The organism is Streptomyces sp. NPDC058678 (genome assembly GCF_042714835.1).
In the GTDB taxonomy this organism is placed as follows: domain Bacteria; phylum Actinomycetota; class Actinomycetes; order Streptomycetales; family Streptomycetaceae; genus Streptomyces.
This window is the reverse complement of record NZ_JBHXSG010000013.1, coordinates 79784-94605: the sequence shown is the minus strand read 5'-3', so window position 1 is coordinate 94605 and position 14822 is coordinate 79784. Positions and strand designations below refer to the sequence as shown.

Here is a 14822-nt window from a genome sequence, read left to right as displayed (position 1 = left end):
GAGTGCGCGATGGGAACGTACGAGGATGTCTTCCGCGCGAGTACCGAGGACCCGGAGAGCTTCTGGCTGAGGGCGGCAGAGGGCATCGACTGGGATGTCACTCCGCAACGCGCCCTGGACTCCTCGGGCGCACCGTTCTACCGCTGGTTTCCCGACGGGCGGCTCAACGTCTGTTTCAACGCGCTCGACCGGCATGTGGAAGCGGGCCGAGGCGAACAACCCGCGCTCGTTTATGACTCCCCGGTGACCGACACTCGCCGCACCTACACCTACGCGCAGCTGAGGAACGAGGTGGCGGCCTTCGCCGGAGCGCTCGTGCAGCTCGGCGTGGGACAAGGCGACCGGGTGGTGATCTACATGCCGATGGTCCCCGAGGCCGCCGTCGCGATGCTGGCCTGTGCGCGCATCGGTGCGGTCCACTCGGTCGTCTTCGGCGGGTTCGCCCCGCGCGAACTCGCCCTCCGCATCGACGACGCGGCCCCCAAGGTGGTCGTCTCCGCCTCCTGCGGCATCGAGGGCAAGCGGGTCATCCCCTACAAGCCGCTGCTGGACCGGGCCATCGAACTCGCCGTCCACAAGCCGGAGAAGAGCGTGATCCTGCAACGCCCGCAGGAACCGGCCGCGCTGGGGCCGGACGACCTCGACTGGGCCGACCTGGTCGCCGCCGCACAGCCTGCCGACTGCGTTCCCGTCGCCGCCACAGATCCCCTGTACATCCTCTACACGTCCGGAACCACCGGAAAACCCAAGGGAGTCGTGCGTGACTGCGGCGGCTACGCGGTCGCCCTGCACTGGTCGATGGGCGCCGTGTACGACGTGGGCCCGGGCGAGACGATGTTCACCGGCTCCGACGTCGGCTGGGTCGTCGGGCACTCGTACATCGTCTACGCTCCCCTGCTGGCCGGCGCGACGACGGTCCTGTACGAGGGCAAGCCGGTCGGCACCCCGGACGCGGGCCAGTTCTGGCGCGTCGCCGCCGAGTACCGGGTCAAGACCATGTTCACGGCACCCACCGCCTTCCGCGCGATCAGGAAGGAGGACCCGACGGGGGCGCTCACCGCGGACCACGACCTCTCCCACCTGCGCTATCTCTTCCTGGCCGGTGAGCGCCTCGACCCCGAGACGTATCACTGGGCGAGCGCCCTGCTGGGCGTCCCGGTGATCGACCACTGGTGGCAGACCGAGACCGGCTGGCCCATCGTCGCCAATCCCGTGGGCATCGAAGCCGCTCCCCTCAAGCCCGGCTCCCCGACCCGTCCGCTGCCGGGCTGGGACGTCCGCGTCCTCGACCCCTCGGGCGAGCCGGTGCCCGCGGGCGTCGACGGCGCGATCGTCGTGAGGCTTCCCCTGCCGCCCGGCGCACTACCCACGCTCTGGAGGGACGACGACCGCTACGTCGCCTCCTATCTCTCCGCCTATGACGGCTACTACCTCACCGGCGACAGCGGCCACATCGACGACGACGGCTACGTCTTCGTCATGGGCCGAACCGACGACGTCATCAACGTCGCCGGCCACCGGCTGTCCACCGGCAGCATGGAAGAGGCCCTGGCCGCCCACCCCGACGTCGCCGAGTGCGCCGTCATCGGCGTCGCCGACGAACTCAAGGGACAGATCCCGCGCGGCTTCGTCGTCCTGAAAGCAGGCAGCAACCGCGAACCGGGCGAGGTCGAGGCCGAACTCGTCCAACTCGTACGCGAGCGCATCGGCGCCGTCGCCTCCCTCAAGGACGTCACGGTCGTGGCCGCCCTGCCCAAGACCCGCTCGGGGAAGATCCTGCGCAAGACCATGCGCGGCATCGCCGACGGCCGCGACGAACCCATCCCGTCCACGGTGGACGACCCAGGTGTCATCGAGGTCCTGCGCCCCGTCCTCCGCCGCGCCGGTCACACCCCGTGAACGGCTGACAGCGCCCGGGCCGACGGTGGGCGAGCGCGTCCACGGGACTCGCGCGGCACGCCCGTCGGCCAGGGCGGAGGTACCGTTTGACTATGGGAACCCACGCCCATGTCTTTCTCAGCGATCTCGCTCGGGGCCTCGCACCCCGAGCGGATCAATTGACCGACGTAGTGCTGCACCACCTGCTCGACGAGCTCCCCGAGGTGTGGAAGTACGAGGACATCGCCTCCGTGGCGCCAGTGGCGTTGTCCGAACACATCGCCGCCATTCTGGACTTTCTCGAGCGCGGCCTTGCCGTGACCGAGGTCAGGACGCCGCCCGCCGCCATCGAGTTCGCCTGCCGACTCGCTCAGCACGGAGTGCCGATCAGCGAGCTCCTTCGCGTCCATCGGATCGTCCACGCGAGTCTGCTTGATCAGCTCTACACGGAAACGGCCCGTGTCGCCGGGTCCCAGGAGCTGATCAACGCGACGACGCTCACGCTGAGCGCGATGGCCTTCGAGTACGCCGATCGCACGGCGGAACAGGCTGTCGCGGCCTACCAGAGGGAACGCGACCGCCGACTGCAGCGGCGGCTGATCGTGATCAACGAGGCCGGGACACGGATCGGGACCACCCTGGACACCGCCCGCACCGCGCAGGAGCTGGCTGACGTCGGTGCCGACCACCTCGCCGACCTCGTCACCGTCGACCTCCTTTCCTCCGCCCTCCAAGAGGAGGGGACGTACCCGGTGGCCGGTCCTGCGACGCTCCGCCGCATCGCCCAGGCCGTCTCGGACAGCTGCCCGGACCCGGCAGTCGTCACAGGACAGACGCACACCTACCCGGAAGACTCGGAGCCGGCTCGCGTACTGGCCACCGGACAACCGTTCCGGCTCCGCATCACCGCCGACGACGTCCCCCCATGGCTGGCGATGTCGGCGGACCACGAACTCGCCCTGCGCGCCCTGGGCCTGCGCTCCATGCTCCTGGTCCCGCTGTGGGCCCGCGGAAGCCCACTGGGACTCGCACAGTTCGTCCGCCGTCAAACGGCAGAGCCCTTCGACGACGACGAGCTGCTGCTGGCCCAGGAAATCGCGTCCAGAGCGGCGGTGAACATCGACAACGCCCGTCGCTACACCCAGGAGCGTTCCACCGCACTCACCCTCCAACGCAGCCTGCTGCCGCACCACGCGCCGGACGAGTCCGCAGTCGAGACGGCATCGCGCTACCTGCCCAGCGGCTCGCGGGCGGGCGTGGGAGGCGACTGGTTCGACGTGATACCGCTGTCCGGAGCCCGCGTCGCACTCGTCGTGGGCGACGTGATCGGTCACGGCCTGCATGCCGCGGCGACCATGGGCCGGTTGCGGACGGCGGTCCGCACTCTGGCGGACATCGATCTGACACCCGACGAACTGCTGACCCACCTCGACGACGTGGTCATCCGCCTGCAGCGCGAGGAGGAACGGGGCACGGACGAGATCAGCGCCACCTGCCTGTACGCGGTCTACGACCCCGTCTCCCGCACGTGCTCCCTGGCCAGCGCCGGACACCTTCCGCTGGCCGTGGTGACTCCCCCGACCGCTGACGACGATGCCCGCGCATCCCTCGCGGTCGACTTCCCGGAGCTGCCGATCGGCCCGCCCCTGGGCCTGGGCGGCCTCCCCTTCGAGACCGCCCAGTTGGAACTGTCCCCAGGCAGTCGGCTGGTTCTGTACACCGACGGCCTCGTCAAAAGCCGCTCTCGTGACCTCGAGACCGCCCTCGCACTGCTGCGCGACGTTCTGGCCCGAACACCGGCGTCGCTCGAGGAGACCTGCGACGAACTGCTCGCCGCACTGCTGCCCAGCCGCCCGGCTGACGACGTCGCCCTCCTCGTGGCACGAACCGCAGCTCTTGACGCCGATCACGTCGCCACATGGGATCTCCCCTGCGACCCCGCAGTCGTCTCGGAGGCCCGCGCCCACGCATCCGATCAGCTGACCGCCTGGGGTCTGGAAAAACTGGTCTTCACCACCGAGCTCGTGGTCAGCGAACTGGTGACGAACGCCATCCGCTACGGCAAGAGCCCCATCCAACTGCGGATGATCCTTCAATCCGCTCTGACATGCGAAGTCTCCGACGCCAGCAGCACGGCCCCACACCTGCGCCGCGCCCGGGTCTTCGACGAGGGTGGCCGCGGCCTGCTTCTCGTCGCCCAACTCACCGAACACTGGGGCACCCGGCACTACCGCGAAGGCAAGGTCATCTGGGCGGAGCAGCTGATTCCAGCCCCTCTTGCCGAAGTCTCGTCAGCTGTGGCGTGAGGTTCTGCGCGATAGACGGGGGAAGTCGGCCCCGATGGGTCTGTCGGCGCTTGTCGCGAGAGCGGCGCCGGCGGGCCATGAAAAGCACCCCTCTGCCTGCCACTCGTGCCGGTGCGACCGGCACGAGTGACAGAGGCGGCGAGGTAGCTTCACGCGACGGCGGTCCCCTCAAGCTCGACCATCTGGCCGGGGATCGCCAGCCGCGTCACCCCGAGCATCGTGGTGGCCGGCGCCACCCCGGCGGCGCCCAACCGCGCTGCCAGCACGCCGTAGTGCTGGAAGAGCAGATCGACGTCGGTCGTGTAGACGTTGAGCCGGACGACGTTCGCGAGAGACATACCGGCCTCGCCGAGTACGGCCTCCAGGTTGTCGATACTCAGCGCCAACTGCTTCGCCAGGTCGCCGTCATGCTGGGGCTTGCCGTCGTCGCTCATCGCGGTCTGCCCCGAGATGTACAGGGTCCGGGTGTGCCCGGAGACGACCTCACCCTGGTTGAATCCCATCTCCACCGACCACGTCACCGGGTTGACCGCCGTTCGTTCCATTGCCACGTCAGCTCCATTCGATTCACTGAGAGTTGGTACGGCCATCGGCTCGGTAGCCGTCGGCTTCGACGTCGTGTCAACGAGCCTCGCAACAAATCACGACACCCTTAGTCACGTATTCCGATAAAGTTCTCGTATGCGCGCCGACCGGTTGGTCTCGCTGGTGCTGCTGCTGCGTCAGCGCGGTCGGCTGACTGCGGACACGCTGGCCCGGGAGCTGGAGGTATCCACCCGTACCGTGCTGCGCGACATCGAGGCGCTGTCGGCGGCCGGCGTCCCGGTCTACGCCGAACGCGGTCGGCACGGCGGTTTCGCGTTGTCGCCAGGTTTCCGGACCGAGCTCACCGGACTGAACCACGACGAGGCTCTTGCACTGCTGACCGCCGGGTCGGGGCGCGGCGAGCAGGTATTCGGCCTCGGCTCGGCGCTCGCCTCGGCCATGCGGAAGGTGGTCGACGCGCTGCCCGAAAGCCACCGTGCCACCGCGAGCGACGCGGCCCAGCGATTTCTCGTCGACCCGGAGACCGACCTGCTCGCACGTCGGCTGCCCACTGAGGAGGTACCCGACACCACAATGATCGAGGTCCGGCGCGCGGTGCTCGCCGGACACAAGCTGCGCATCCACTACGTGGCCACAGGACAGACGCCGCGGTGGCGCACGGTGGACCCGATCGGCCTGGTCACCGTCCGCGACCGGGGCTACCTGCTGGCCACGAGATCCGGCGCGGACCGCACCTACCGGCTGTCGCGGGTATTGGCCGCCGAGGAACTCCCCGAAACGGCACAGCGACCGAACCGGGTCGATCTGGACCGGATCTGGAGGGAACGCTCCGCGCAGTTTCTCTCCGACAGCGACCACATCACCGTGCTGGTACGGGTGAACCCGGCGCGGCGGGAGGACCTGCTGGACACCGCGCTGGCCGTCCGCGCGGAAGAGCCCGACGCAGACGGCTGGCTGCGGCTGAAGGTGACCTTTCAGGATTCACGACACGCCGAATGGGCGCTGTGGCAGCTCAGCACGGACGCGGAAGCCCTGGCCCCACAGTCGTTGCGCACCTTCCTACGCAACCGCGCCGCCGCGATTGCCACCCGCTACGAAGACTCGTCCTGAGACCCGGGGCGATCTGACCGGTCGCGAGTTCACCACGTCCGTCCGCATGGACGAACTGAACCGCTACCGGTACCGGTACTGATGGAGCGGCATGGACGGGGCTGGGGGCAGCTCACGCGTGTCCGGAACGCTCTGTCCGATCTACGACTGCACCTCGTAGGCGACGTGGCGGTTCTTCTTCGCGACGATGACGACCGCGATCCCTTCTCAGCGAGCACGCGATCCCTTCCAGTAAGCAGCAGGAAAGCGGCGTTGACCTCCCCAGGCGCTACGCCGCTTCCCTGCCAGCCGTCTCCGCCTACCCAGGGCCGCTTCTTTTAGGCCCTGCCGACATCGTGCGTGCGCAGCCCGTGTGCAGCGCGCTTTGTCGCGCAAGAGCATGATCCGTCTCGCGATGATCTCGAACCTCGCGAAGCGACTAGGTAATCGTCAGAAACTTCCCGACCAAGCACAATCTGTCAGCCGCAACTCACCTGAGCAGAGCACCCTCTGACGCCGTCTCAGCGACCGCAGAACTACCCAAGAGCCTGCGTTCCGCTTATTGACGTGTCGCTCGCCACATGGGAGTGTCCGGTAACCCCACGCTTTGAAACGATTCAATACCTGGAGATGCCGTGCTCCGCAAACGCACGCTTTGGTTCCCGCTCCTCAGAGGCTTCGTCATGTGTGCCGTACTCGGAAGCCTGACTGTCCGGCCGGCGTCCCTGTCCCCCGCAGCGTCGGTTTCGGACGCGCCGTTCACCGTGAAGGCTCTGACCACCAATGGCCGGGTGAACCCGCTGGGCATCGGTGGTGAGGATCCGGCCTTCGGCTGGCAGTTGGCGTCGAACCGCCGGGCGACATCGCAGAAGGCCTACGAGATCCAGGTGGGACGCACGCCGAGGGCTGCCGACGTGTGGTCGTCCGGGAAGGTGGCTTCCGGCCGCCAGGTCGACGTCAAGTACGGCGGTCCCGGCCTGGAGTCGGCCACCCGTTACTCCTGGCGCGTTCGGGCCTGGGACGACAAGGGAGTCGCAAGTCCGTGGAGCGCGGACGCGTACTTCGAGACAGGTCTGCTGGCTGCCGGCGACTGGGACGGTGCAGAGTGGATCGCTCGTCCCGAGGGGGCCAGTGAGCTGGACAGGTGGACCGACTACACCGCCACGGTCGAGTTCAAGCTCGACAGCGCCGCCTTCGGCATGTTCCTGCGTGCCTCCGACGTGAGCAACGGGTACATGTGGCAGTTCAGCGTCACGGACTCGACCCCGATGCTGAACCTGCACAAGCAGGTCAAGGGCAACTACACCGTGGTGCAGCGGGTGGATCTCGCGCCCTACGGCTTCACCAAGGCAGATCTCCTCGCCGGCCGGCACACCGTCCGCTACGACGTGGCGGGCACCACCATCACCACGACCCTCGACGGCAAGCTGGTCAACACCTTCACGGACTCCACGTTCTCCAAGGGCTACGTCGGCTTCCGCACGCACGCTTGCTGCGGCGAACGGGGAACGGTCTACGACGCCGTCGTGACGAACACCGATGGCGACACTCTCCTCGACACCGACTTCGCATCCGGGCGAAACCCCTTCACCGGCGGTGAGATCACCGACTCCGCCCTCGCGGTGTCCGGCACCACGGATGCCCTGTACGCACCCGCGACCCGGCCGATGCCGTTGCTGCGCAAGGACTTCGCGACCAAGGCCGGCAAGAAGGTCGCCTCGGCGCGGGTCTACGCGTCGGCACTCGGCATCTACCAGCTGGAGATCAACGGAAAGCCCGTCGGCGACCAGGTACTTGCCCCGGGCTGGACGAACTACCACAAGCGCATCCAGTCCCAGACTTACGACGTGACGAAGCTGCTCCAGGGCGGCGACAACGCGATCGGCGCATCCCTGGCGGACGGCTGGTGGGCCGGCAAGGTCGGAATCGGCTGGACCCGCCAGTACGGGGACACCCCCGCTCTCGTGGCCAGGATGCGCATCACCTACACCGACGGGTCGGTCGACTGGATCGCCACGGACGGTTCGTGGAAGGCGGCGGACGGCCCCTACGTCAAGGCCGACCTTCAGGACGGCGAGACCTACGACGCCCGTCTGAAGCCGTCGGGCTGGAGCCGGCCGGGATTCGACGACGCGACGTGGGAGCCCACCACGAGCGTGGAGTCCCGGACCGCCCTCCTGGTCCCGCAGAGCGACGAGCCCGTGCGCCGGACCCAGGTGCTCGAGGCACAGAAGATGACCGAGCCCACCACCGGGACCTACGTCTACGACCTCGGCCAGAACATGGTCGGCGTGCCCCGGCTGACACTGACCGGCTCCGCCGGCCAGACTGCCAAGATCCGCTACGCGGAGGTGCTCAACAATGACGGCACCCTCTACACCGACAACTTCCGCAGTGCCAAGGTCACCGACCGCTACGTGTTCGCCGAGACCGGAACGGTGACCTACGAGCCCACCTTCACCCAGCACGGGTTCCGCTACATCGAGATCACCGGACTGAACGAACCTCCCGCCCTGTCCGACGTCAAGGGTGTCGTGTGGGGTTCCGACCTCCCGTCCACCGGCACGCTGAAGACCTCGGACACCATGCTCAACCAACTGGCGAGCAACATCTCCTGGAGCCAGCGCGGCAACTTCCTCTCCATTCCCACCGACACCCCCGCCCGCGACGAGCGCCTGGGGTGGACGGGCGACATCAGCCTGTTCGCGCCGACGGCCAACTACCTCGTCGACACCCGGGCGTTCCTGTCCCACTGGATGGCGGACGTGCGCAACTCCCAGTACGCCAACGGTGACCTGCCCGCGGTCGTACCGACCCCGCAGGGGCAGTTCGGCGACAGCGGTGTCGGGTGGTCGGACGTGTTGATCACCGTGCCGTATTCCGTGTGGCGCTCCTACGACGACACCCGCATCCTGCGGGAGAACTACGCCGCGATGCAGAAGTTCTTCCAGTTCGTGCGCGACAGCGCCGGACCGGACCTTCTCGAGCCCGGCCGCACCACCTTCTTCACCGACGACTGGCTGCATCTGGACGACCCGACCGAGCAGGGCATCCTGGGCACGGCCTACTACGCCGAGAACGCCCGCATGATGGCCGAGGTGGCCAAGGCCCTCGGCGACGACGCGGCGGCGTCCGAGTACGGCAAGCTCTCCGCCGACATCCGCACCGCCTTCACCAAGGCCTACGTCGCGGCTGACGGCACCGTCAAGCGCAACTCGCAGACCGGATACGCGATGGCCCTCGGCATGGACCTCGTCTCCGACCCGGCACTGGTCGAGAAGGTCGGCGAGAAGTTCGTGGCCAAACTGGCGCTCACCGACTACCACCTCAGGACCGGCTTCATCGGCACGCCGCTGCTGCTGCCCGCCTTGAGCAAGATCGGCCGGGACGACCTGGCCTACAAGATGCTGCTGCACAAGGACTACCCGTCCTGGGGCTACGAGGTCGTCAGCGGCGCCACCACCGTCTGGGAGCGCTGGAACTCGATCATGCCTGACGGCAGTTTCGGCCCCGTCGACATGAACTCCTTCAACCACTACGCCTACGGCGCCGTGGGTGACTGGATGTTCCAGAACATCGGCGGCCTCTCCGCGATCGAACCCGGCTACAAGCGCTCCCGGATCGCGCCGGTGCCTGGCGGAACCCTGACGGAAGGCTCGGGCAGTCTCAAGACCGTGTACGGGCTTCTGTCGTCGCGGTGGAGCACCGACAACGGCGCTCTCGACCTGAAGGTGACGGTCCCGGTCAACACCGTCGCGGAGGTCCACGTCCCGGCGACGACGCGTTGGGCGGTCACCGAGGGCGGCCGACCAGCTGACGGCGCCAAGGGTGTTCGATTCCTCCGGATGGAGGACGGGGCGGCCGTGTTCGAGGTCGGGTCGGGGTCGTACAGCTTCGGCGTCGACACTGTCCTCGGCGGCCTCGGCGAGGCCACTGTGGCGGCAGGAGAGCTGCGTGCTCTGGTGACGAGCCTTGACGCTCCGGGTGCGCCGACGCCACGCGAGAAGGCCCGGCAGGTACAGACCTCCGTCAACGCCGCTCGGACCACTTACGTGGCGGGTGGTGCGAGGAGCATCGACGAACACCTGAACCGGGCGCGGGCACGTCTGAGCGACATCGGTGACTGGTCCGCTCAGCAGGTGGACAAGGGAACACTGACAGCCGCCCAGGGAGCGGCGGTGCAAGCGCTCATCGGCCGCATCGAACAGGGCCTGTGAATGCGTCCGCCTTGCTCTGCATGCTGAACCACGATCGCAGCCGGTACAGCGGCTGCTGTCGCTGACATCGCTCTCCTGCCGGCTCTGGTCCCGGCCGGCAGGAGAGTGCGGCTTCACGAGATCTGGGCGCGATCCGAAGAGGCCTGCCTGCCCTGCTGCGACACGGCAGCCGGCGAGACGTCCACCGGAGACTTGGCACCGCACCAGCCACACCAACCCTTTGCCAGAGCCTCTCAGGCCTCACATGGCGGCTGGCAGGGATCAGGTCCTTGAACTCGGACGACCGGTGGCCGGGGCGGCGCCGCTGCGGACGGTCAGGAGCATGCCGCGACCTGACCCGTCATCACCAAGCCGTGCCCCCACACCTGACCCACCGGCCCAGGAGAACTTGAGTGGGGGTGACTCCCCAAGGCGCTTCGAGCGCGGCGAGCAGGGAGTCCACGTTCGGCGCGGCCGATCCGCCGGGCGAGTCTTCTACGGGTTCCGCCAGAACGGAGACGGCTTCGAGGTCCCCTTCCGCGCCCTGGCTGTGCGACGCATCTGCCGCCGACGGGCGAATTGTTCGGACTCCTGGCGTATCAACGCAAGCTGACCTCTGCCCGGCGGACGACTGACGCGGCAGAGGAACGGTGAAGCGCGGCGCATCACTCAACCACGTACGACTCTCAACAGCACGAAGTCGCATGGGGTTCGTGGCCGGGACTGGACCGGCGACCGACTCAAAGGCAAACCCCGGCTCGCAGTCGGTCCGGAGCTCAAGCCACGAGCTCCGAGACCTCTTCGCTGGTACCACCGCCCGCGTGCCACCACGCTTCCCCCAATACACTCCGCTCCAACGCCGACACCGACTTCATGACATGTCTCCCGTCGCGGGCCTGCTCTCCCGGTGGGCGGACCTGGCCATTTCTTCGCCTTCCTCGCAGTGCTGCTGGCACGGCACGGCGATGCATGCTGCAACTGAAGTTGCTGGACACCTGGAGCAGTAGCCGAATCAATCCGGCTGCCATGGGTCCGGGAGCTGGTTGTTCTGTCCATAGAGGCCCTGAACGCCTTTGACTTCACCTTCGACCGGCCGTCTCTCCGCAGCCCGCAAGGAACCATCAACCGCCCCGTTACACCGTTCGTTTAACGACCCGCCTTTGAGGAGCCTTCATGTCTTCACCCTCCGCAGTGGCCGACGGGCTGGATTTCCCGACCAGCCTGGCCTTCGACGACGACCACGGGGTGTATCTGGCCGAGTCGGGCCTGCCGTTCGGCGGTGCCGCACCGGGCGGCCGGATCTGATATCTCGGCAAGGACGGCGCCGACCGTCGGCTCATCGCCGACCAGTTGGCCCCGCCGGTGACCGGGCTTCTGTGGCACCAGGGCTGCCTGTACGTGTCCGAGGGCGGTGCCGGCCAGATCACCCGTATCGGTCCCGACGGGCAGCGCACCGTCATAGTCGACGGCCTGCCCAGGCCCGGCAACTATCACGTCGACATGGCGGTGGCGGGCCCCGACGACAAGCTGTACTTCGCTCAGGGAGCGATGTCCAACCTGGGGATCATCGGACTGGACGCCTACGAACTCGGCTGGCTGGGCCGGCTCCCGCATTCGTACGACATTCCCGGTCTCGACATAGAGCTGACCGGCGTCAACGTCACCACCCGCGACCCGCTGACCAGCCCACCCGGCGCGCAGGCTGTCACCGGCGCATTCGTCCCCTTCCGGCACCGCCACCCGCCCCGGTCAGCAGATCGGAGCCGAACTGCCCTGCTCTGCGGCCGTCATGCGCTGCGACCTCGATGGCGCCAACCTGGAACTGGTGGCCTGGGGTATGCGCAACGCCTTCGGGCTCGGATTCCTGCCGGACGGCCGGCCCCTCGCGGTGGACCAGGGAGCGGACGACCGGGGCAGTCGCCCCATCGGCGACGCGCCCGACCTGCTGTTCGAAGTCCGCGAGGGAGCATGGTACGGCTGGCCGGACTTCATCGGCGGGATCCCAGTGACCGACCCCAAGTTCAAGCCACAGCGCGGCCCCCAGCCGACGTTCCTGCTCGCCAACCACGACCAGCTGCCGCCCCCGGAGCGAGCTGTGCTCGACTTCGAGGCACACGTCGCGGCGACCAAGTTCGCCGTAGCCCCACCGAGCTCCCCGCTCGCCGGACAGCTGGTGATCACGCTGTTCGGCGACGAGGCCCCGATGACTCTCCCGCCGGGCGGACCGAAACTCGGCCGACACCTGCTGATGGTCGACCCGGACGGCTGGTCCACCCGTAGCCTGCCGTCCGAGCCCGACCTGCACCGGCCGATCGATGTCGGGTTCGCGCCCGGTGATCCGGCCCTGTTCGTCCTGGACTTCGGTGAGTTCGAGATGACCGACCACGGTGTCGAGGCCAAGGCCGGCACCGGCCGGCTCCTGCGCTGGGAAGGCTGGGACCTGCCCTCCGCCACCACCGACTGAGCCGACCCCCGCGGTCATTCCGCCACCCTGCGCGTACCGCATACCACCGGCCGACCGCAGGGAGCACCCACGTCACCCCGGACAACACTCCGAAGAAGTCAGCAGCGAGCGCCAACGCCGTCTTGGGCGTGCGCAACCCGTCGTTCTCCGTGAACGGCTTCCTCGCCATAGAAGGGCACGTCGTCGTACGTCACCAGCGCTGCTCCGTCGTACAGGGTCGATGCTGTGATGCCGGCACCGGCCGCCCGCGCCACCGGCTTTCCAGGCGCGGGTGGCCGCTGCGTATCGGGCGGCCGGCGCCTCTTTTGCGCGGTGGCGAGGAGCGAGGGCCCGCCAGAACGCGCCGGCCGTTGCGCGGCTGTCGGCAGTCCCCGGCCATTCCTTTCAGGCGAGGTGGAGGACACTCAGGGCCGTGGTCCAGTCGGTGACGATGGTCTTCTGCGCGGCGGCGAGGGAGACGGTGCCTTTGCAGACCGCGGTGTGCAGCTTCGTCTCCACCGGGTCCTTCTTGTTGTTGACGCCGGCCCCTGACCGGTGGCCGGGGTCGGCGGGCTCCACCCACAGGTTGCGGTAGTCGTTGGGGTCGCCGCCGAGCTGCAGGCTGATCAAGTGGTCGTACTCGGCATCCCCCATGCGGCCGGTGTAGCCGTAGGAGGCGGCGTTGAGTTTTTTCTCCTTGCCGGTGACCGAGGTGGACGGGCGGATGCCGGAGGTGTAGCCGCCCTTACGGCAGATCGTCGACGCGAGGTTCGACTGGGTGACCGCAGGGGAGATCGCGCCGGGCGTGCACGTCACATCCTCCAACGGCTCCCCGTGCTCGTAGCGGTAGTGGCAGCTGCCCGCGGCCGGTTGCTGCTGCACCGTGTACGTCTTCTGCGGGCCGGCTCCAACCGCGATGTGTGATCCGGTGGTTGCGCCCGATGCCGCCACCTCCGAGGGACCCCCCGCCGGTCTCCCGGTCCCGGACACGACCGAGCCGCCGAGCGCGGCCGGCGAGCAACCCGCCAGCAGCAGGCAGGCGAGCACCAGGCAAGCAGTGGTACCGCGGGTTGAGCTCATGACGGCTCCTCACGTTCGGGAATCGGCTGAGCCGATGCTGCCCCACCGGTCCGGCGGCTCATCACGCGGGGTACGGATGACGCGGGGCGTGCGAAGGCACACATACCGCAGCGCAACTTCGTTGCAGCCAAACCCGGTCGGCTTCCTGAACCTGCTGCAACGCCTCCGGCGCCTGCAGCGGAGTACGGCTCGGTCGCCGGCTCGTGCCCAGCCGGTCGAGCGGAGTGGTGTGGCTGAGGCTGACGCCGCACGGGGCGGGGCCATGCTCCGGGGCAGTGCGTCCAGGCCCACGGCACGTTCGGACATCAACCCGAACCGGCCCGGTGGCCGGTTGCTTCAGCTCGGGCAGCTCGGCGCGTGCGGCCCGGATGCCGCAGGCACGGATGTGCGGAACCGACTTCACGACGCGGTCCACTTCGTACGGTGCAATGTCCGGGGCACGTCCGGTGTCCCGCAGGACGTGGCGGGCGCGGTGGGTCTCCGGCATCCCGGTCCCCGCGACGCGCTCGGCACCGAACCGGTCGAAGCTCTTCTGTCAGACCAGCAGGTGACGGTCGAGAGGGTGCGCCGTGGCGATAGGCAGCAGGTGGTCGACCCTGGACCCGGCACCGGAGCCGCGCGCCGCGTCCCGGATGCCCGTATCAACGGCCGAGCACTCACGCCCTCCCGGACGGGGGGAATGGTCACACCTCACGCCTGACCAGCCCACCTCACAAGATCGTGTCACAAGCTCGACGGGAGGACAGACACGGGCGCCCTGGTACGGCGTCGCGGACCGTGCCCACGCCCGCACCCCCTCCGCGTCAGCTCACTGTGAGTCCGGAGTCCATGCGGCCACCAGGTCCAGGAGGCCGGGAAAACGGGCGTTGAGGTCGCCGACCCGGACGTGGCTGCGGCGTTCCAGGCCGTACTGGCGCTGGCGGGTGATGCCCGCCTCGCGCAGGGCCTTGAAGTGGTGGGTGAGGGAGGACTTGGGGCGGTCGAGGCCGAACCAGCCGCAGGGATGGTCGAACCGCTCCGATTCCAGGAGGAGTTTGCGCACGATGCGCAGGCGCAGCGGATCGCTCAGCGCACCCAGCACCGTCTCCAGGCGCAGGTTCTCGACTGCCGGCTCGGGCAGCGGCTCGGGCAACCCCACGGGCTCCGGCAGCACCTTGATGACCGGCATCGGACTCACCGTCGAAGACATGAGCAGCTCCCCATAACCCAAATCCTATGTACGACTTCAATCGTACTGCATGTTAAGTTCGACTCAACTCGTACTGAGCGTCCCGGAAGGAGCGG

The 14822-nt window shown here is 68.2% G+C and carries 9 protein-coding genes and 1 pseudogene; 6 read left to right on the top strand and 4 right to left on the bottom strand.

What is annotated here, in order from left to right; genetic code table 11:
• Window positions 1-9 precede the first annotated feature (9 nt).
• Both ACFWWR_RS14960 and ACFWWR_RS14955 read left to right on the top strand, forming a co-directional pair.
• Window positions 10-1899 carry a propionyl-CoA synthetase gene (locus tag ACFWWR_RS14960; protein WP_383875742.1) on the top strand — a complete coding sequence of 630 codons (1890 nt, stop codon included), beginning with the start codon at window positions 10-12 and terminating at the stop codon, window positions 1897-1899.
• Window positions 1900-1991: 92 nt separating this feature from the next.
• Window positions 1992-4184, top strand: coding sequence for a SpoIIE family protein phosphatase (locus ACFWWR_RS14955; RefSeq protein ID WP_384303524.1), 2193 nt, complete (start codon window positions 1992-1994; stop codon window positions 4182-4184).
• A gap of 149 nt (window positions 4185-4333) precedes the next feature.
• On the opposite strand, the gene ACFWWR_RS14950 is transcribed toward ACFWWR_RS14955, so the two are convergent.
• On the bottom strand, window positions 4334-4729 hold the full coding sequence (locus ACFWWR_RS14950; RefSeq protein WP_384303598.1) for a RidA family protein: 396 nt from the start codon (window positions 4727-4729) through the stop codon (window positions 4334-4336).
• A gap of 136 nt (window positions 4730-4865) precedes the next feature.
• Between ACFWWR_RS14950 and ACFWWR_RS14945 the strand changes: the two genes are divergently transcribed.
• The 4 genes from ACFWWR_RS14945 to ACFWWR_RS14930 all read left to right on the top strand — a co-directional run bounded on the left by ACFWWR_RS14945 (window position 4866) and on the right by ACFWWR_RS14930 (window position 12479).
• Window positions 4866-5840 (top strand): helix-turn-helix transcriptional regulator, encoded by a 975-nt coding sequence (locus ACFWWR_RS14945; RefSeq protein WP_384303522.1) that lies wholly within the window; start codon window positions 4866-4868, stop codon window positions 5838-5840.
• Window positions 5841-6583: 743 nt separating this feature from the next.
• Complete coding sequence (locus ACFWWR_RS14940) at window positions 6584-10036, top strand: family 78 glycoside hydrolase catalytic domain (protein ID WP_384303520.1); 3453 nt, start codon at window positions 6584-6586, stop codon at window positions 10034-10036.
• 1152 nt (window positions 10037-11188) lie between these two features.
• Window positions 11189-11320, top strand: a complete 132-nt coding sequence (locus ACFWWR_RS14935) for a hypothetical protein (protein WP_383870941.1) — start codon at window positions 11189-11191, stop codon at window positions 11318-11320.
• 484 nt (window positions 11321-11804) lie between these two features.
• Window positions 11805-12479 carry a hypothetical protein gene (locus ACFWWR_RS14930; RefSeq protein ID WP_384303518.1) on the top strand — a complete coding sequence of 225 codons (675 nt, stop codon included), beginning with the start codon at window positions 11805-11807 and terminating at the stop codon, window positions 12477-12479.
• A gap of 384 nt (window positions 12480-12863) precedes the next feature.
• Here the strand turns inward: ACFWWR_RS14930 and ACFWWR_RS14925 are convergent, their stop codons facing one another.
• From ACFWWR_RS14925 to ACFWWR_RS14915, 3 genes and pseudogenes are all read right to left on the bottom strand, one after another.
• Window positions 12864-13538, bottom strand: a complete 675-nt coding sequence (locus ACFWWR_RS14925) for a hypothetical protein (RefSeq protein ID WP_384303516.1) — start codon at window positions 13536-13538, stop codon at window positions 12864-12866.
• Between the two features lie 61 nt (window positions 13539-13599).
• Window positions 13600-14052: pseudogene (locus ACFWWR_RS14920) on the bottom strand (hypothetical protein); the annotation flags it as partial.
• Window positions 14053-14346: 294 nt separating this feature from the next.
• Complete coding sequence (locus tag ACFWWR_RS14915; RefSeq protein WP_383870947.1) at window positions 14347-14727, bottom strand: ArsR/SmtB family transcription factor; 381 nt, start codon at window positions 14725-14727, stop codon at window positions 14347-14349.
• Window positions 14728-14822 lie beyond the last annotated feature (95 nt).